The organism is Sulfitobacter sp. 1A13353 (assembly GCF_043557255.1).
In the GTDB taxonomy this organism is placed as follows: domain Bacteria; phylum Pseudomonadota; class Alphaproteobacteria; order Rhodobacterales; family Rhodobacteraceae; genus Sulfitobacter; species Sulfitobacter faviae.
In genome coordinates this window covers 146,414-165,309 of the sequence record NZ_JBIFFS010000002.1, presented here as the reverse complement: position 1 = coordinate 165,309, position 18,896 = coordinate 146,414, and the positions used below count along the sequence as shown (strand labels likewise).

15 protein-coding genes are annotated in these 18,896 nt (G+C 62.2%); 6 read left to right on the top strand and 9 right to left on the bottom strand.

Features of this window, described 5'->3' with window-relative positions; all coding sequences use genetic code 11:
* The first annotated feature begins 51 nt into the window (after positions 1 to 51).
* Positions 52 to 705 carry a GntR family transcriptional regulator gene (locus tag ACGYLO_RS04540; protein WP_209217897.1) on the top strand — a complete coding sequence of 218 codons (654 nt, stop codon included), beginning with the start codon at positions 52 to 54 and terminating at the stop codon, positions 703 to 705.
* Here the strand turns inward: ACGYLO_RS04540 and ACGYLO_RS04535 are convergent.
* On the bottom strand, positions 656 to 2,599 hold the full coding sequence (locus ACGYLO_RS04535) for a glycosyltransferase family 2 protein (RefSeq protein WP_276154297.1): 1,944 nt from the start codon (positions 2,597 to 2,599) through the stop codon (positions 656 to 658). The genes ACGYLO_RS04540 and ACGYLO_RS04535 overlap by 50 nt on opposite strands.
* Positions 2,600 to 2,692: 93 nt before the next feature.
* Complete coding sequence (gene carA, locus ACGYLO_RS04530; protein ID WP_276154298.1) at positions 2,693 to 3,853, bottom strand: glutamine-hydrolyzing carbamoyl-phosphate synthase small subunit; 1,161 nt, start codon at positions 3,851 to 3,853, stop codon at positions 2,693 to 2,695.
* Between the two features lie 194 nt (positions 3,854 to 4,047).
* Between carA and ACGYLO_RS04525 the strand changes: the two genes are divergently transcribed.
* On the top strand, positions 4,048 to 4,506 hold the full coding sequence (locus ACGYLO_RS04525) for a GatB/YqeY domain-containing protein (protein WP_271687755.1): 459 nt from the start codon (positions 4,048 to 4,050) through the stop codon (positions 4,504 to 4,506).
* 68 nt (positions 4,507 to 4,574) lie between these two features.
* Here ACGYLO_RS04525 and ACGYLO_RS04520 read toward each other — a convergent pair whose 3' ends face one another.
* The 5 genes from ACGYLO_RS04520 to ACGYLO_RS04500 all read right to left on the bottom strand — a co-directional run bounded on the left by ACGYLO_RS04520 (position 4,575) and on the right by ACGYLO_RS04500 (position 11,122).
* Positions 4,575 to 5,057, bottom strand: a complete 483-nt coding sequence (locus ACGYLO_RS04520) for a DUF2244 domain-containing protein (RefSeq protein WP_271687754.1) — start codon at positions 5,055 to 5,057, stop codon at positions 4,575 to 4,577.
* 79 nt (positions 5,058 to 5,136) lie between these two features.
* A complete protein-coding gene (locus ACGYLO_RS04515; RefSeq protein WP_271687753.1) occupies positions 5,137 to 5,511 on the bottom strand; it encodes a VOC family protein in 375 nt (124 codons plus the stop codon).
* Positions 5,512 to 5,561: 50 nt separating this feature from the next.
* Positions 5,562 to 9,002: a pyruvate carboxylase gene (locus tag ACGYLO_RS04510; protein ID WP_271687752.1), complete on the bottom strand. Its 3,441-nt coding sequence runs from the start codon at positions 9,000 to 9,002 to the stop codon at positions 5,562 to 5,564.
* A gap of 101 nt (positions 9,003 to 9,103) precedes the next feature.
* Positions 9,104 to 10,252, bottom strand: coding sequence for an alpha-hydroxy acid oxidase (locus ACGYLO_RS04505; protein WP_271687751.1), 1,149 nt, complete (start codon positions 10,250 to 10,252; stop codon positions 9,104 to 9,106).
* 96 nt (positions 10,253 to 10,348) lie between these two features.
* Entirely contained in the window at positions 10,349 to 11,122 is a 774-nt protein-coding gene (locus ACGYLO_RS04500; protein ID WP_271687750.1) for a hypothetical protein, read from the bottom strand.
* A 194-nt stretch (positions 11,123 to 11,316) separates the two neighbouring features.
* Between ACGYLO_RS04500 and ACGYLO_RS04495 the strand changes: the two genes are divergently transcribed.
* Positions 11,317 to 13,734: an ATP-dependent helicase gene (locus ACGYLO_RS04495; protein ID WP_271687749.1), complete on the top strand. Its 2,418-nt coding sequence runs from the start codon at positions 11,317 to 11,319 to the stop codon at positions 13,732 to 13,734.
* A gap of 237 nt (positions 13,735 to 13,971) precedes the next feature.
* Here ACGYLO_RS04495 and ACGYLO_RS04490 read toward each other — a convergent pair whose 3' ends face one another.
* Complete coding sequence (locus tag ACGYLO_RS04490; protein WP_271687748.1) at positions 13,972 to 14,184, bottom strand: DUF1127 domain-containing protein; 213 nt, start codon at positions 14,182 to 14,184, stop codon at positions 13,972 to 13,974.
* Between the two features lie 601 nt (positions 14,185 to 14,785).
* On the opposite strand from ACGYLO_RS04490, the gene ACGYLO_RS04485 reads away from it, so the two are divergent.
* Positions 14,786 to 15,850: an Mrp/NBP35 family ATP-binding protein gene (locus tag ACGYLO_RS04485; protein WP_271687746.1), complete on the top strand. Its 1,065-nt coding sequence runs from the start codon at positions 14,786 to 14,788 to the stop codon at positions 15,848 to 15,850.
* 18 nt (positions 15,851 to 15,868) lie between these two features.
* Here the strand turns inward: ACGYLO_RS04485 and ACGYLO_RS04480 are convergent, their stop codons facing one another.
* Positions 15,869 to 16,636 carry a hypothetical protein gene (locus tag ACGYLO_RS04480; protein ID WP_271687744.1) on the bottom strand — a complete coding sequence of 256 codons (768 nt, stop codon included), beginning with the start codon at positions 16,634 to 16,636 and terminating at the stop codon, positions 15,869 to 15,871.
* A 777-nt stretch (positions 16,637 to 17,413) separates the two neighbouring features.
* On the opposite strand from ACGYLO_RS04480, the gene mraZ reads away from it, so the two are divergent.
* On the top strand, positions 17,414 to 17,905 hold the full coding sequence (gene mraZ / locus ACGYLO_RS04475; protein ID WP_082851962.1) for a division/cell wall cluster transcriptional repressor MraZ: 492 nt from the start codon (positions 17,414 to 17,416) through the stop codon (positions 17,903 to 17,905).
* Positions 17,906 to 17,909: 4 nt separating this feature from the next.
* Positions 17,910 to 18,893: a 16S rRNA (cytosine(1402)-N(4))-methyltransferase RsmH gene (gene rsmH / locus ACGYLO_RS04470; RefSeq protein WP_271687743.1), complete on the top strand. Its 984-nt coding sequence runs from the start codon at positions 17,910 to 17,912 to the stop codon at positions 18,891 to 18,893.
* The last annotated feature ends 3 nt before the right edge of the window (positions 18,894 to 18,896 follow it).

Genomic DNA, 18,896 nt, shown 5'->3' with positions numbered 1-18,896 from the left:
GCAAATGGTCGCGGTGAGTAAGGTGGCGCAACTTTCAAGGACTGATAGCTGATGCCCGACCCCAAGACCGGCCCGACCGACGCCTATTCGATGATTCTGGAGGCCATCGACATTGGCACCTATCGCCCCGGTGACCGCTTGGTGGAAAGCGAATTGGCCGAGCGTTTCGGCGTCTCGCGCACGCCGATCCGTGAGGCATTACAACGGCTTGAGACGCAGTCTCTGCTCATGCGGGACGGGCGTAGCCTGATCGTGGCCTCGCTGGATCACAACCAGATGGCCGAGCTTTACGTCGTCCGGGGCGAGCTGGAGGGGCTGGCCGCGCGTCTGGCCGCGCGCCATGCCACCGCCGAAGAGGTGCGCGTGCTGCGTGAGATGGTGGATGCCGACAATGCGCTGGCGGGCAATCCCAATGCGCTGGCACGGGCGAACAAACGGTTTCACAAGCAGATCCATCTGGCGTCGCACAACCGCTATTTGGTGCAGCAGCTTGACCTTGTGCATCGCTCCATGGCCCTGATGGCGACCTCATCGCTCGCGGTGGAGGGGCGGGGGGAGATTGCGCAGGCCGAACATAACCGCATCGTGGAGATGATCGAAGCCCGGGATGAGGATGGCGCGGATGAGGCGCTGCGCACGCATATCTCCGTCGCTTTCATGACCCGGTTGAAGCAGGAAGCGGCCCGGCGCGAGGATGATTTTTGAGCCTTTTGCGCGGTTTCACATAGCGCGGCAGGGTGTGACCATGGGCAGTTTTGTCCCAGAAATGTGGGCTGCGATAGAGCTCAAACAGTGCTTTGGCGGCGGCTAAGGCGCCTAATGCGAAGTAGAGCGGGCAGGTGATGACCCAAGGCAGCAGATGCCGTTGACCCCGGTTTGAGACCGCGATGGTGGCGGCGCAGAAGTTCAGCAATTCCGCCATAATGAACAGCGCGAAGATCGCCGTCAGGACGGGTGGCGCAAGGCAGTCCGTGACCGGGTGATACAGCCCGAAAAAACTCAGCCACAGCGACCAGAGAAGTGGCGCGAGGGCGAATTGCGAAACCGTGGCGAGAAAGATCGCCTGTACGCCGATGAACCGCAGGGGGCCGAGGTCTTTCAGCAGGGCGCGCGGTCTTTGCATATGGACCGCCCAGGTGATGAGATAGCCCTTCAGCCAACGGGATCGTTGCCGCACCCAAGGCCAGGGGCGGCAATTGGCCTCTTCATAAGTGGTGGTGCGCATCAGTTCGGTCACATAGCCGCGCCGCGCCAGCCGGAGGCCCAGATCGGCATCCTCGGTCACGTTATGGGCGTCCCAAGCCCCGATCCGTTCGAGGATGTCGCGCCGGAAAAACAGCGTGGTGCCGCCCAGCGGGACGACCAGCCCCAGCCGGGCCACGCCCGGTAGGACCACCCGCCACCAAGTCGCATATTCGATCGAAAAACAGCGGGCCATCCAATTGCCGCGGCCGTTGTAGAAATCCAGAACCCCCTGCAAACAAGCGGTATTTTCGGGTGCATTGTGAAAGCGGGTGACAATCTGTTCGATCTGGTCGGGCTCCGGCGCATCCTCCGCATCCCAAACGCCGATGATGCTGCCGCGGCAGAAATCGAGTGCGTAGTTCAGGGCGCGGGGTTTGGTTTTGAGCGCGCCGGCATCGGGCACTTCGATCACGCTGATCCATGGCGGCAAGGGCGTGCGTGCGATGGTCGCACGGGTGAGCTTATCGCTCGCTTCGAGGACCAGAACCACCTCCAGCAGCGATTTCGGGTAGGTGAGCCGCGAAAGCCGCGCGATCAGCGCCTGCGCGATCTCTTCCTCATGCAGCAAGGGCACGAGGACCGAGACACGGGGCAGGCGAAATCCCTTAATCTCTGCGGCATTCGGCGGCGACCGTGGGGGCTTGGGCCGGGTGAGTGAGGCCCAAAGGGCCGCGGCTTTGAGCCCGCTGGTTAGCAGCAGAGTGAGCGCGCCACAGAGGAGAGCGAGGATAAGAACGGCGGAGGGGGAGAACATCAGTAGCGCAAAGAGCGACAGCAAAACAGCTCGCAGCGCAAACCGTCGTTTCCAGCTGCGCACGCCCCAGTTCCGACAGCTTTCCGCATCCGTGACGCGGGTGACGGCATGTTCCGCCAGTTCCGCGGCATAGAGCCTGCCGATCTGGGTCCGCACCTGCCGGGGGTCGGCGACGACCAACACCAAGGTTTTCCCACGCTCCCCCAAAGCCTTGCAAAGCCGAGGAAATTCCCCGGGGCGACCGCTGGCCACGAAAAGCCGGTCCCCAAGTTCCAGCCATGGCACGGCGCCGTATTGCAGACAGAGACGCGCGGGTATCCGAGCCGCAAGGCGTTGATCGCAGGGGCTGCGGGACAGGTCGACAGGTTGGGCGCCATACTGCCGGGCAAGCGCTTTGACGATGTCATCGGGGGCGACCAAGCCTTCGGTGGCCAGAACTTCGCCAAGAGGGGCGTCGATGCGGCGCTGTAGGTCAAGCCCGTGCAGCAGATCGCGCGGGCCAATGACCCCTGCGGCGATCAAATGTTGGCCCAACCGCATCCGGCGGGCGGGCGCGGTGGCCATCCGCGGCGCTGAGAGTTTCAGGCGAAGGTTGCTCATTCCGTGCCCCGTCGAGGTTCCGGATTGAGACTGGCAGGCGACCGTTAATCGAGAGTTAAAAGTCGCCTGTGCAATCAGTGCATGTAGAGAATTTTACGCGCCGCGCTCAGCCATCGCCTCGCTAAACCGTTCGAACAGGTAGTAGCTGTCTTGCGGGCCGGGGCTGGCTTCGGGGTGGTGCTGGACCGACCAGATCGGGCGGCCATCGACGCGGATGCCACAGTTCGACCCGTCAAAGAGCGAGACATGCGTCTCGCGCACGCCCTCGGGCAGGGATTGCCCGTCGACAGCGAAACCGTGGTTCATCGAGGTAATCTCGACCTTGCCGGTGTCGTAATCCTTGACCGGGTGGTTGGCGCCGTGATGGCCGTGGCTCATCTTAACGGTGGTCGCCCCAAGCGCTAGCGCAAGCATCTGGTGGCCAAGGCAAATGCCAAAGACCGGCAGATCGGTTTTGTCCAGAACCTCGCGGATCATCGGCACGGCATAGGCGCCCGTCGCCGCCGGATCGCCGGGACCGTTGGAGAGGAAGACGCCATCGGGCTCATGGGCCATGATGTCCTCATAGGTCGCGGTGGCGGGCAGAACGGTCACATCGCAGCCCGCAGAGGCGAGGCAGCGCAGGATGTTGCGTTTCGCGCCATAGTCCACGGCGACGACCTTGTGCTTGGCTTCGGTCTGTGGCGCGTAGCCGTCGGGCCATGCCCACCGCATCTCATTCCAGCGATAGGTCTGGGCGCAGGTCACGTCCTTGGCCAGATCCATCCCTTCGAGCCCGGCAAAATCGCGCGCGGCGGCGACCAGCGCTTCGATGTCGAAGTTGCCATCCGGGTCGTGGGCGAGGGCGGCGTGCGGCGCACCTTGCTGGCGAATTGCGCGGGTCAGGCGGCGGGTGTCGACACCGCCGATGGCGATGCGGCCGCGCGATGCCAGCCAATCCGACAGCGGCTGAATGTTGCGCCAGCTGCTGGGCGTAGTGGGCATCCATTTGACGACCATGCCCGCGGCGACCGGATCGCCGGTCTCATCATCTTCGGGGTTGGTGCCGACATTGCCGATATGCGGGAAGGTGAAGGTCACGATCTGGCCCGCATAGGACGGGTCGGTCATGATCTCTTGGTAGCCGGTCATCGCGGTGTTGAAGCACAACTCCGCCACGGTCTGGCCGGTCGCGCCAAACCCCATGCCGTAGAAAATCGATCCATCCGCAAGGGCAAGGCAGGCGGTTGGGCGTGGGCGAGCGGGCGCGGACATGGGGCAGTCTCCGGGCAGAAAGGGGCGGGTAAACGGGTGGCAACCTAATCCCGCGCGGGCGCGGGGTCAATAGGCGGAGGGAAATGAGATATCGTTTCAGAACAGGGGTTTACCTGTGGTCGCCCCCCATTGCTCCGCAGCCAGAGAGCCGCTAAGCTGCGACCCTTGGATTTAGCGAAACACAGGAAACCACCATGTCATTGCGGATGCGCATCTCGGATGCTTTGAAACAGGCCATGAAAGACAAGGCGGCGGACCGGCTTTCGACGCTGCGGCTGATCAATGCCGCGATCAAGGACAAGGACATCGCCGCCCGGGCCAACGGCAAGGATGAGGGCGTGTCGGATGCCGAGGTGCTGGGCATCCTCAGCAAAATGGCCAAACAGCGTCAGGAATCGGCGCGCGCCTATGAAGAGGGCGGACGGCTGGACCTTGCGGAGCGCGAGCGCGAAGAGGTCGAGGTGATCGAAGAATTCCTGCCAAGGCAGCTCAGCGTCACCGAAACCGCCGCCGCCGTGGATAAGGCCGTGGCCGATGTCGGTGCGACCTCGATCCGCGACATGGGCAAGGTCATGGGGCTGTTGAAAGAGCGGTATACCGGCCAGATGGATTTCGGCTCAGTGGGCCCGGTCATTAAAGACCGCCTGAGCTGAGCCGCGCTTGAGTTGAAAAACAGAGGGCTGGGCCGCAAGGTCTGACCCTTTTTAGTGTCTGGCCCTTTTCAGTTTTGCAGATGACGCGCCAGATCGTCGTAGAGCGCGATGCGCTCTTCTTCGCTGAGAAAGGCGCCGATCTCAACCTCGCGGCCCTCGCCGCGTAGGGTGACGTAATGCGGCACGGGGCCGTCATCGTCGTATTTCTTCACTTGGGTCCAGTAGCGGTTACAGTCCCAATCCTTGACCTCGCCCTTGGCGGTGGTGTGCACCAGCCGCGCCGTGGTGTCGTCGAGGGTCAGCACCTCTTCGATCTGGCGGGCGCGGTGATTGTGTTGCAAGGCCCAATAGACCGCCCCCAAGGCCAGAAGCACGAAGGGCAGCAGCCCCCAGAGCAGGGCGGTGCCGAGCATGGCAAAAAACGGAATCATCGCCAGCGTAAAAGTGGCCAGCATGAAGGCCGCAAAACCGCGCGCAGGCAGGGATTGATGCGGCCAAAGGCGCATCTGCTGCGGAGTGGCGCGGGGCGGGGTGGTCCATTCGTAGGGCATGGGATCGCTCAGGCTCAGTCAAGGGCCAAGATAGCGGTCGGGCGGGCAATGGCAATGCGGCGCGGAGCCGCGGGCGGGGTCAATCACCCAGCAAATCCCAGCGGTTTCCGAAAGGATCGCGAAAAACGGCCACTTTGCCATAGGGCTCATGACGCGGTTCTTCTTCGAAGGTCACGCCCGCAGCGGTCAGACGGTCGAATTCCGCCGCGAAATCCTTAACCTTCAAGAACAGCCAAACACGCCCCGCGCCCTGATTGCCGATGGCGGCGCGCTGCGCCTCTCCGTCCGCCCGGGCCAGAACGAACCCCGTCTCGCCGCCGGGCGGGGTGACGCGGACCCAGCGTTTGCGGCCTTGGTCGACGTCCTCGGTCAGTTCGAACCCCATGACGCCGCAGTAAAAGGCGATGCCGGCGTCATAGTCGGGGACGATCAGGGTTATCGCAGAGAGGTGCATCGGCTCGCTCCTGGTGGGGGCGCGGCAAGGGACCGCGCCCGGGGGGTGATTTACTCTAACTCGACGAGCAGGTCCTTCGCATCGATCTGGCCACCGGCCTGCACATGCACGGCCTTTACCACTGCATCGCGTTCCGCGTGGAGGCCCGTCTCCATCTTCATCGCCTCGATGGTCAATATCAGGTCGCCCGCCTTGACCGGCTGGCCCGCCTTCACCCCGACGGAGGCCACAACCCCCGGCATTGGCGCGCCGATGTGGTCGGGATTGCCCGCCTCGGCCTTGGGGCGCTGCACCGTGGCATCCTTGACCAGCCGGTTCGCCACGCGGATCACCCGCGGCTGGCCGTTGAGTTCAAAGAAGACCTTCACCTCGCCATCCTCTCCGGCCTCGGATTCGGCCTGAAGACGGATTTCCAAGGTTTTGCCGGGGTCGATCTCGGCCGAGATCTCCGCCCCCGGTTCCATGCCGTAGAAGAAGGTATGCGTGGGCAGGGTGCGCACCGGGCCATAGATGCGGTGGCGGCCCATGTAGTCGAGGAACACCTTGGGATACATCAGGTAGCCGCAAAGGTCTTCGTCGTCGATCTGCATGCCGTCCAACTGCTCGGACAGTTCCTTGCGAACGGCCTCAAGATCGACGGGTTCCAGATGTTTGCCGGGGCGTTCGGTGTTCGGCGTCTCGCCTTTCAGCACCTTCTTGACGATGCCCTCCGGGAAGCCATTCGGCGGCTGGCCGAGGTTGCCGCGCATCATGTCGATCACGCTGTCGGGGAAGGAGACATCGACATTCGGGTCTTCGACCTGCGCCCGGGTCAGCCCTTGGGAGACCATCATCAACGCCATGTCGCCTACGACTTTGGACGAGGGCGTGACCTTCACGATGTCGCCGAACATCTGATTCACGTCCGCATAGGTGCGCGCCACCTCGGGCCAGCGGTCCTCCAGCCCCATAGAGGCGGCCTGCGCCTTGAGGTTGGTGAACTGGCCGCCGGGCATCTCGTGCAGGTAAACCTCGGAGGAGGGCGCCTGCATCCCGGTCTCAAAGGCGGCATAATGGCCGCGCACTTCTTCCCAGTAATCAGAGATTTCGCGCACGGCTTTCATGTCGATCCCGGTGTCGCGGTCGGTATGTTGCAGGGCCGAAACCACTGTGCCGAGCGTCGCCTGAGAGGTGTTGCCCGAAAGCGCATCCATCGCGCAGTCGACCGCATCGACGCCCGCCTCGGAGGCGGCGAGGATGGTGGCCGTGGCACTGCCTGCCGTGTCATGGGTGTGAAAATGGATTGGCAGACCAACCTCGGATTTCAACGCCTTGACGAGCGCGCGGGCTTGGGCGGGTTTCAACAGGCCTGCCATGTCTTTCAGCCCCAGCACATGCGCGCCGGCGGCTTTCAGATCCTTGCCCATGTTGACGTAATACTGAAGGTCGTATTTCGCGCGGTCCGGGTCAAAGATGTCGCCCGTGTAGCAGATCGTGCCCTCGCAAATCTTGCCGGATTCGACGACCGCATCCATCGCCACGCGCATGTTCTCAACCCAGTTGAGACTGTCGAACACGCGGAACACATCGACGCCGGTATTGGCCGCCGTGGCCACGAATTTCTGCACCACGTTGTCGGGGTAATTGGTATAGCCCACCCCGTTGGAGGCGCGCAGCAGCATTTGGGTCATCACATTGGGCAGGGCCGCGCGCAGGTCGCGCAAGCGTTGCCACGGGCATTCCTGCAAGAAGCGATAGGCCACATCGAAAGTCGCCCCGCCCCAGCATTCGACCGAGAAGAGCTGCGGCAGATTGGCGGCATAGGCGGGGGCCACCTTAATCATATCGAGGCTGCGCATCCGCGTGGCCAAGAGCGACTGATGCGCATCGCGCATGGTAGTGTCGGTGATGAGCAGTTGACGCTGTTGGCCCATCCACTCGGCCACCGCCTCGGGGCCCTTTTGTTCCAAGAGGTTACGCGTGCCCATCTGCGGCTCGCCGCGCAGTGCGGGCGGCCTCGGGTCACGGACATGGGCGGCGGGCAGGGCGTGGCCCTTGGTCTCTGGATGGCCGTTTACGGTGATGTCGGCGATATAGGTCAGCACCTTGGTCGCACGGTCGCGGCGTTGCTCGAACTGGAACAGCTCGGGCGTCTCGTCGATGAATTTGGTGGTGTATTCATTGCTCAGAAACGTCGGATGTTTCAGCAGGTTCTCGACGAAGGCGATGTTGGTGCTGACCCCGCGCACCCGGAACTCGCGCAGAGCGCGGTCCATCCGGGCGATGGCCATCTCGGGCGTCGGCGCCTTGGCGGTGACCTTGGTCAGCAGGCTGTCGTAATAGCGCGTGATGACCCCGCCCGCGTAAGCAGTGCCACCGTCGAGGCGGATGCCCATGCCGGTGGCCGAGCGGTAGGCGGTGATGCGGCCATAGTCGGGGATAAAATTGTTCTGCGGGTCTTCGGTGGTGACGCGGGTTTGCAGGGCGTGGCCGGTGAGGGTGATGTCCTCCTGCCGCGCCTTGCCCGTCGCTTCGGCCAGCGGTTTTCCCTCGGCGATGAGGATCTGGGCGCGGACGATGTCGATGCCGGTGACCTCTTCGGTGACGGTATGTTCGACCTGCACGCGGGGGTTTACTTCGATGAAGTAGAAATTGCCGGTTTCCATATCCATCAGGAATTCGACGGTGCCCGCGCATTCATAGTTCACATGGGCGCAGATTTTGCGGCCCAATTCGCAGATTTCGGCGCGTTGCTCCTCGCTCAGATAGGGGGCGGGGGCGCGTTCGACGACCTTTTGGTTGCGGCGCTGGACCGAGCAGTCGCGCTCGTACAGATGGTAAATGTCGCCCTGTTTATCGCCGAGGATCTGCACTTCGACATGGCGGGCGCGCAGGATCATCTTCTCCAGATAGCCCTCGCCATTGCCGAAAGCGGCTTCGGCCTCGCGGCGCCCTTCGCGCACTTTCTCCTCCAGTTCCTTTTCGGACATGATCGGTCGCATCCCGCGCCCGCCGCCGCCCCAAGAGGCTTTGAGCATCAGCGGGTAGCCGACCTCGGCCGCCTCGGCGCGGATCGCGTCCATGTCTTCGCCCAGTACTTCGGTGGCGGGGATGACCGGCACGCCCGCCTCCATCGCGACGCGGCGGGCAGAGGCTTTGTCCCCCAAGGCGCGCATCGTCTCGGCCCGCGGGCCGATGAAGGTGATGCCGTTCTTCTCGCAGGCATCGACGAATTCCGGGTTTTCCGACAGCAGGCCATAGCCCGGGTGGATGGCATCGGCACCCGCCGCCTTGGCCACGCGGATCATCTCGTCAATGCTGAGATAGGCCGCGACGGGGCCGAGGCCTTCACCGATGCGATAGGCCTCATCCGCTTTGAAACGGTGCAGGCCCAGCTTGTCCTCCTCGGCGTAGACCGCGACCGTTTTCTTGCCCATCTCATTGGCGGCGCGCATGATGCGGATCGCGATCTCACCACGGTTCGCGATCAGGATCTTTTTAAAATCGGTCACTGGCTGGTCTCCCCTGCTGGTTTTAAAGGCAGCTTAGGGATGCTGCGGTGCAGCGCAAGAGGGCTGTGGCCGTCTTTGTCACATTTCTGCAAGCTTTCCGATCAGAGCGGCGACAGATCAAAGGGGGGAGGGAGGTCGCGCAGGTTCTGCGCGCCCAGCTGTCCCATATTGGCGGTCAGGTCGCGGGCAAGCACATCAATCAGGTGATCGACCCCGCGCGGCCCAAGGGCGGCGAGGGCAAAGTGGAAGGCCCGGCCCAGCATGATAAAATCCGCGCCGAGCGCGAAGGCACGCAGGATATCAAGGCCCGATTCCACGCCGCTGTCAAAGATCACCGGCAGTTTCGTGGCGGCACGAATGGCGGGCAGCGCCTCGGCGCTGGCGGGGGCCGCGTCGAACTGACGGCCCGCGTGGTTCGAGACCCAGATCGCATCGGCCCCGGCCTTTTCCATTTTCGTGGCGTCTTCGGGGCGCAGCACGCCTTTGATCACCAGCGGACCCTGCCAGTGGTCGCGCAGCCAATGCAGATAATCCCAATCGGGCGCGGTGCGCAGCAGATAGCCCACATGGGCGGTGGGCGGCAGGTTCGCGGTGGCCGTGCCGTCGGTGTATTTGTCGAGCATTTTCATATGCGGCAGACCCCGGCGGGCCATGCCCATTGCCCAAGCCGGGCGCATCGCAACCTGCGCCATCAGCCGTGGGGTCAATTTGGGCGGGCTGGTCAGGCCCGAACGGGTCTGCCGCTCACGGCGCGAGGCGACCGGCACGTCGACGGTCAGGACCAAAGTCGTGAAACCCGCAGCCTTGGCCCGCGCCAGCATATCGGTCCGAATTTCCGGGTCGCGCGGGGGGTAGAGTTGGAACCAACCATGCGCGCCCAAATGGGGCGCTACATCTTCCGGGCAGGTCGCGGCCACGGTGGAAAGGCCAAAAGGAATGCCGGCGCGATCCGCCGCGCGGGCAAGATGGGCTTCGGCATCGGGCCAGATCAGGCCGGACATGCCCAAGGGGGACATGCCGAAGGGCAGGGGGAGTTTTTGCCCCATCAGATTAACGCTGAGGTCAGGCGTGAATTCGCCGTGCAACACCGAGGGCATCAACCCGACGCGGTCTAGGGCCGCGCGGTTGCGGTGTTTGGTGGCCTCCGTCCCGGTGGCGGAATCAAGGTATTCCCAAACGAATTTAGGCAGGCGCGACTGCGCGCGGCTGCGAAGGTCCGAAAGGGCGGGGTAGGTTGCATGTAGGTCCATGGCGGCATTTGCGCCAAAGGGTTACGGATTGTCCAGATGGCGTGGCTGCGTCGGAGCCGGGGTGAGGGTGCTGCCGTCCGGGTGGGGCGCAACCAGTTACTGTCGGAAAATGGACCGGGCGAGCGGTGCGGCCTCGCTTACCTTGCGGCCCGGCGGTGTCGGTAGGTTGTCGGCCATATCCACAAGCGCCGCGATGGCTGCTTCGATTTCGTCACCTTCGCTGGCGGCGGCGCCTTCCATGTCGATCAGGTGGACGGTCGGATTGGCCTCGGCATCCAGCCGTTCCTGCGCGATGGAGCGTAGCTCTTGCATGGTGCTGTCGATGGCGCGGCAGAGCCCGGCCAGCATCCCTGCCGACCCGGTAAGCTTCGCCGGATCGATCAGCCCTTTTTCGGCGGCATCCAGCACCGTCGAGATTTGTTCGAGTTTGAACGAGGATGTCGCCGCGAAATAGCGGACATCTTCAAAAGCGAGGGTATCGCGGTTGTCCCGCTGCACCCGCTCCACAACGATGGCGCTGCCCACCACCCGGTCAAGACCGCGGTAGGATTGCACATGATGCAACGTGGTGTCCCAAATGAGCGGCCCGCGGGGCATATGCAGCATCTCGCGATAGCGGATTTGCCCCGCGTTCGAGACGCAGCGCGCATAGCGTTCATTGACCGCCTCAGCCTCTTCATGGGGCATGAAACTGTGCAGGGGGCGGTTTATCACCTCACTCATCACCATGCCGCTATGCGCCTCATGGGCGGTGTTGAGGGCCAAAAGTTCGAAATGCCCGCTGTCGGCGTTCAATTCCGCAATGAACATCGGCAGTTTGAACCGGTCAATCTCTCGGCGCAGTACCGAAGTATCATCGTTTCTGAACATGAGCGGTTCCTCTCGTTTATCGTTGTGTCAGCACATTGCCGCCAAAGCATTATCAACGGGTAAAGATTTCCCCCGCATTTTAAATTCACCCGGTTTTGCCCGCAGCGACGCCAAATCGGGACTTGAATATCTTTCGAAAGAACATTTGAGGAACGTCTCTTTATCTCGTACCCCGGACGCGCTAGATTGCGGGCATGAGTGATTTTGACGAAATGCACGCCTTTGAGGGCGCCTCCCTGTCCGCCCGCGCCATGGCCGCGCGTCCGCAGCCTTATCTGGAGGGGTTGAACCCCGCCCAACGGGCCGCGGTCGAGACGTTGGATGGCCCCGTGCTGATGCTCGCCGGGGCGGGCACCGGCAAAACGCGGGCGTTGACGGCGCGAATCGTGCATCTGCTTAACACCGGGCGCGCGCGCCCGCATGAGGTTCTGGCGGTCACCTTCACCAACAAGGCCGCGCGGGAAATGAAAACCCGCGTGGGCCAGATGCTGGGCCAGCAGGTTGAGGGGATGCCATGGCTCGGCACCTTTCACGCGATTTGCGTCAAACTGCTGCGGCGGCATGCGGAATTGGTGGGGCTGAAAAGCAACTTCACGATTCTCGATACGGATGACCAGTTGCGCCTGCTCAAACAATTGGTCGCCGCCGAAGGGATTGACGACAAGCGCTGGCCCGCGCGGATGCTGGCGGGGATCATCGACGGCTGGAAGAACCGCGCGCTGACCCCGGACAAGATTCCGAGCGCGGATGCCGGGGCATACAACCACCGCGGGCCGGAGATTTACGCGCAATATCAACGCCGTCTGATCGAATTGAACGCGACCGATTTCGGCGATCTGCTGCTCCATATGGTGACGATTTTCCAGGCGCACCCGGATGTGTTGGCGCAGTATCAGCGTTGGTTCAAATACATCCTCGTTGACGAATATCAGGATACCAACGTGGCCCAATACCTGTGGCTGCGGCTCTTGGCACAGGGGCACAAGAACATCTGCTGCGTGGGCGACGACGACCAGTCGATCTATGGCTGGCGCGGGGCTGAAGTGGGCAACATCCTGCGGTTTGAAACGGATTTCCCCGGCGCCCATGTGGTCAAGCTTGAGCAGAATTACCGCTCCACCCCCCATATCCTCGCCGCCGCCTCGGGCGTGATCGCGGGCAATGAGGGGCGCTTGGGCAAGACGCTCTGGACCGAAGAGACCGAGGGCGAAAAGGTCCGCCTGATCGGCCATTGGGATGGCGAGGAAGAGGCGCGTTGGATCGGGGATGAGATTGAATCCGCGCAGCGCGGCACAAGAGGGCTCGACCCCTTCTCGCTTGACGATATGGCGATTCTCGTCCGGGCGAGCCACCAGATGCGCGCCTTTGAGGACCGGTTTTTGACCATCGGCCTGCCTTATAAGGTGATTGGCGGCCCGCGATTCTATGAGCGTTTGGAAATCCGCGACGCCATGGCCTATTTCCGCGTGGTCACCAGCCCCGATGATGATCTGGCTTTCGAGCGGATTGTGAACACGCCCAAGCGGGGTTTGGGCGAAAAGGCGCAGCAGAAAATCCAGCGCACGGCGCGGGATCATGGGGTGAACCTTGTCGAAGGTGCGCGAATCCTTCTCGCCCATGGCGGGATCAGCGGCAAAGGGGCGGCGCAACTGCGGCTTTTGATCGACGGGATCGACCGTTGGTCGTCCATGCTGCAAGGTCCTCGGATTGAGATCAGCGAGGACGACTCGGTGCTCGATGATGGTGCCGCACCGCTGCGGGTGGATTACGGCCCGCCTGAAGTGTCTCATGTCGAACTGGCCGAGATGATTCTCGACGAAAGCGGCTATACCGGCATGTGGCAGAATGACAAAACGCCCGAAGCGCCGGGGCGGCTGGAAAACCTTAAGGAACTCGTCAAAGCCTTGGAGGGGTTCGAGAACCTGCAGGGCTTCCTCGAACATGTTAGCCTGATCATGGATAATGAGCAGGAAGGCGATGGCGAGAAGGTCTCGATCATGACGCTGCACGCGGCCAAGGGCTTGGAATTCCCCATGGTTTTCCTGCCAGGCTGGGAAGATGGGCTGTTCCCCTCGCAGCGTTCGATGGATGAAAGCGGGATGAAGGGGCTCGAAGAGGAGCGGCGGCTGGCCTATGTCGGCATCACCCGGGCGGAGCAGATTTGCACCATCTCTTTCGCCGCCAATCGCCGGGTCTTTGGCCAATGGCAGAATGCGATGCCGTCGCGTTTCATTGATGAGCTGCCCGAAGAACATGTGGATGTGCTGACTCCGCCGGGGCTTTACGGCGGTGGCTTTGGCGCGGCCATGCCGCAATCGGACCTACATGACCGTGTCGCAAGCGCGAATGTCTATAATTCACCGGGTTGGAAACGCCTGCAATCACGCAGCGGGGCGCGGGGCACCAGCCAGCCGCGCGAAAGCCGCAATGTCACGATCGATATGCAGGCGGTCGCCGCGTTTGAGATGGGCGAGCGCGTTTTCCACGATAAATTCGGCTATGGCGAAGTGATTGGCATCGAAGGTGACAAGATGGAAGTCGCCTTTGAGAAGGCCGGGACCAAAAAGGTCGTCTCACGTTTTTTGACCGGCGGGAAAGACGTGCCCTTCTAAATTGCACCCTGTGGCGGGCTGCCAAAAGCCTGCCTGCACAGGACCTTACAAACAAAAACGACGACACCTTGGGAGGAAGGTGCCGCCGTTTCTATGTCGGCCCGAAGCGTCGAGGGAGGGTCGGCTTCGGGTCTCCTTGCGGGGTCCGCCTCATTCAGGGAGGAGGAAAGTGACGCGCACCCCGGCTTTCAGACGGCAGAACAGGGAGGGGTTCTGACGTCCGATCTCTATCTCTGCTTAGCCGCGGGAAGATTCCCACGCGACGCGGCGCAGTTCGGAACGGCTCAGGCCAAGGTCGGCCAGTTCGCGGTTGCTCAACGCGCTCAGACCGTCGAAAGTTTCACGGTAAAGACGGTGCTGTTTGTAGCGGGTTGCCAGTGCTTCGAATACGCCGCCGATACGGGCAAAGACGGAAGTTGTGTTTGCAGTGGTTGTGTTCATGTAAGCCATTTCGGCGCCTCTTTTTTCATCTGTGGATCATCTCGTTGCCTGCTATTTACGCCCTTTCTGCATTTGCACAACGGGCATAAAGTCAATGCCGCTATGCAGAAAGCGCATAGGTTCTGAGTGGCGCAACTTGTTGATAAAAAACGGTTTTGCCCGCGCGGCAAAAGGGCGCAGGGTCATAAAGCTGTCATATATGGGGAGGGGGGAAAGGGGGCGACAACATCTGGGAGGAGGTAGATGTCGCCGCCAATAACAGACACATCCGGGAGGAGGATGGACGCGTCTGGTCTTTCCAAACTTGCCTGCATCCGGGAGGAGGAGTGGATGCATCCAAGTCTTGGTAAAATCAGACACATTCGGGAGGAGGAAGAATGTGTCTGGTCTTTCCGAAAGCGGGGCGCTTGGCCCTGCCTATGAACCCAAGTTAGCGCTAATTGCTGCGCGTGCACAATATTTCTTTTTGCAATGCTGCTATGCGGCAAAAACATGGTACCCCTGCGTAATCCTTGGGCATTGCGCCTCTTTCCTATGCAAAAAGGGCCGTCCCCTTGCGCTTGGCGCAGAACCTGCCATTTCAGAAGCCGTAATAGAGGAGAATTTGCGCATGTCTGTGACCAAAGCAGAAGTCGAAGCGGCGCTGGCGCGGGTGCAACTGCCCGACGGCAAAAGCCTGCTGTCCCATGATCTGGTCCGCGCGCTGGTGGTCGAAGGTGATAAGGTGCGATTCGTCATCGAAGCGCCCAATGCCGATGTGGCGCGGCAGATGGCACCGTTGCGCGACGCGGCAGAGCAGGTGGTGCGCGATCTGCCGGGGGTGGGTGATGTGTCGGTCGCGTTGACCGCGCATGGCCCCGCACCGAAAGCGCCCAGTCTCAAGGTCGGTGGGCATCCCAAGCCGCAAGAGGGGCCGATGAAACCCAGCGGCGTGAAGCGCATCCTCGCCATCGGCTCTGGCAAGGGTGGTGTGGGTAAATCCACCGTCAGTTCCAACCTTGCCGTGGCGCTGGCGCGGGCCGGGCGCAAGGTGGGGCTGCTCGACGCCGATATCTATGGGCCCAGCCAGCCGCGCATGATGGGGGTCAACAAGCGCCCCGCCAGCCCCGACGGCAAGACGATCATTCCCTTGCAGGCCCATGGCGTCACCATGATGTCGATCGGCTTCATGTTGGAAGAGGGCAAGGCCGTCGTCTGGCGTGGGCCAATGCTGATGGGCGCGCTGCAGCAGATGCTCGGGCAAGTGGAATGGGGTGAGCTTGACGTGCTGCTCGTCGATCTGCCCCCCGGCACCGGCGATGTGCAACTGACGCTCTGTACCAAGTCCGAGCTTTCGGGCGCCATCGTGGTCAGCACTCCGCAAGACGTGGCCTTGATCGACGCGCGCAAGGCGCTCGACATGTTCGCCACATTAAAAACCCCGGTGCTGGGACTGATCGAGAATATGTCGACATTCGTCTGCCCCGATTGTGGCTCTCAGCATGAGATCTTTGGCCAAGGCGGTGTGGCGGCGGAGGCCGAGAAGATGGGCGTGCCGCTTTTGGGCAGTCTGCCGATTGATCTCGATACCCGTTTGGCCGGGGACAGCGGCACGCCGGTCGCCACGGGCGAGGGGCCGATGGCCGATGCCTATGCCCGGCTCGCGAAGGGCTTGATCGAGGGTGGCATGGCCTGAGGAGGGCGGCGCGGGCGGTTAACCCAGCTCGCGCCCTTCGATCAGGTGGCCGTAAAGTGTGGTCAGCATCGAGACGAAAACCAGCCCCTCTATAAGGTAGAGCAGGGAATCCAGCATCAGCCGCAGGCCGGGGTCGGCGGGCAGCAACATGCTGGCGATCACGCCGAGCAACGTATTCACCACCGCCAGCAATACGGCCAGCGCCCAAAGCGTGCCGGCCAAAGGCTCGGTCGCGCGCCAGCTGTCGCGGACCGACATGACGTGGCCCAGAGCGGCGGCGGGCAGCACGAGGCTGAGCCGCAGCGCCAGCCAAAGGAAGGCCACCCCCGCCACCAGCCCGATCAACAGCAGTGCCGCCGGGCTCGACCCGGTCAGCCCGCCCAAGAGTAGCATGGCAAGGCCGATGGGAATGGCCGCGAGAAACTGCGCGAAGCCCAGAACGATAGCCCGCCAGACATAGGCCCAGAACAGCCCCATGCCCGGGCGCAGGGCGCTCCCGTCGTGATCAAGCAAGACATAGCGGTGCCAGAGGATGGCCATCAGCGCATAGCCAAGGATGCCCGCCAGCCCGCAGGCGATCAGGATCAGAAGTTGACCCGCAGGCGGCGGGGCGGCGTTCTCGATCACCTGATCCATGGCCCCAAGCGCATCCCCCGCCAGCAGGCCCGCGGCAGCGGCGGCCCCCATCACCCAAAGCACGGCAGGCAGGATCACCCGCAGCGTGGTTGAGGGCGCGTGAAAAAGCATGTTCAGCGCGTGGGTAAATAGAGCCGTGGCTTGGATCATGAAGCACTCCCTCCGTTTCGCGCCATTACATGCCGTGCGTGGGCCGAAAGGACAAGATACCGCTGTCAGGAGGGGCTATGCGGCTGGGAAGGCATGGGCCGCTGGGAGGCCATGGGAAAAGTCGCGGGAATGCATGGGACGTCTGGGAAATCATGGGCGCCCCTTGCGCCATTGGGGGGCTTGCCCGATTCGCAGCCACGGGAATTGGCGTGCAATTCGAACGCCCTGGACGCATTCTGCGGAACAGGCAACGAACACGTCCTGTGGATAACTATGTGAGCAAATTTTAGTGGGAAACTGTGGGATATTGTGCAGGTCGCAATTCGTTAACAAGATATAGTGTTTCAGGCTTAAGCGATCCCAAATTAAGCCACGCTGCGCCCGAAAAGTTATACCAGATGTTGTTCTCACAGCCTGTGCAAAACAAAATATTGGGCGGAAATCCAAAAAATATCTAGACGCCCATCAATTCCCATGGCATCCCTAATGCATCGGATGAGAACGGGACACGGGGCAGCAAACGACCCCAAAATAAATCAAAACCTAGCAGGTTTCATACAGGCACCTCGCTTTCATCAGACCAAAGAGATCCGGCGCGCGAGCGAGCAGACATCCCCCCAGGTGGCGCGCGCAGTCGGACTTCCCCCGCCAAGCTGCGGGACGTGGGCGGCGGGTTGATCAGTGGCAGCAGATCAACCCGCCGTTTCCATTTCCGGGGCAGGGGATTGAGGCGGACAACGAGTTTAAGCGCAAAGGCGCAAGAGGCAGGGACAACAAGTGAGCCGCAGGTTCAGAGGCGAAAGCCACCACAAGGTCGATACGAAGGGGCGGGTGTCTATCCCAGCCTCTTTTCGGCGTGTGTTGGAGGCTGGCGACCCGAACTGGAAGAACGGCGACAATCCCGAACTGGTCATCGTCTATGGCGACCACCGCCGGAACTACCTTGAATGCTATACCATGGAAGCCATCGAAGAGGTTGACGCCAAGATCGACCGCATGCCGCGTGGCTCCATGCAGCGCAAGGCGCTTCAGCGTCTGTTCCATGGTCAGTCTTTCCCCACGACGGTAGATGAGACAGGCCGTTTGGTGCTGCCCGCCAAGCTGCGCAACAAGATTGAACTCAACGGCGAGGCGTTCTTTATCGCCGCCGGTGACACCTTCCAAATCTGGAAGCCCGAAACCTACGAGACCGAGGAAGAGGCGTGGCAGCAAGAACTGCCCGACGATGTCGATCCGCTCTCGTTCCTTGATGGTGATATGGAGATCTGAGGGAATGGTTGCTGCCTCTGACCCTTCCGCCCCTCACACCCCCGTTCTGCTGCGCCCGATCCTATCTGCCGTGGCGCCCGTGGAGGGGGTTTGGCTGGATGGCACCTTTGGCGCGGGCGGCTACACCCGTGGCTTGCTTGAGGCCGGTGCCGCGCGTGTGGTGGCCGTCGACCGCGATCCACTGGCCTTTGAGATGGCGGCGGCATGGGCCGGTGACTATGGCGATCGGATCACCATGCAGCAGGGCGTCTTCTCGCGCATGGATGAATATGCCCAAGACCTCGATGGTGTGGTGCTGGACCTCGGCGTTTCCTCCATGCAGCTCGATCAGGCGGAGCGTGGCTTTTCCTTCATGAAAGATGGCCCGCTCGACATGCGGATGAGCCAAGATGGCCCCTCGGCTGCCAATCTGGTCAACGAGGCCGAGGAAGAGGTAATCGCCAATATCCTCTTTCAATACGGTGAAGAGCGCGCCTCGCGCCGGATCGCCAAGGCGATTGTCCGTGCCCGGGAAGAAGCGCCGATCACCACCACGTTGGAATTGGCAAAGCTGGTCGAAGGCTGCCTGCCGCGCGCTAAGCCCGGTCAGAGCCATCCGGCAACCCGCAGTTTCCAAGCGCTTCGGATTGCGGTGAACAATGAATATGGCGAACTCTTTCAGGGTCTTATGGCCGCCGAGCGGGCGTTGAAGCCGGGCGGGAAGCTGGCCGTGGTAACCTTCCATTCGGTCGAGGACCGCATGGTCAAACGCTTCCTCACCGCGCGTGCCGGGGCCGGGGGCAATGCCAACCGTTTCGCCCCCGCGCTTGAGCAAGCGCCGCCGCAGTTCACCCTGAAATCCCGCAAGGCGATTGGCCCTGACGCGCAGGAATTGGAAGAGAACCCGCGCAGCCGGTCGGCCAAGCTGCGGGTCGCCACGCGCACCGATGCGCCCAGTGGTGAGATTGACGCGAAAACCATCGGCATGCCGATGGTCAGGGGGATCTGAGTG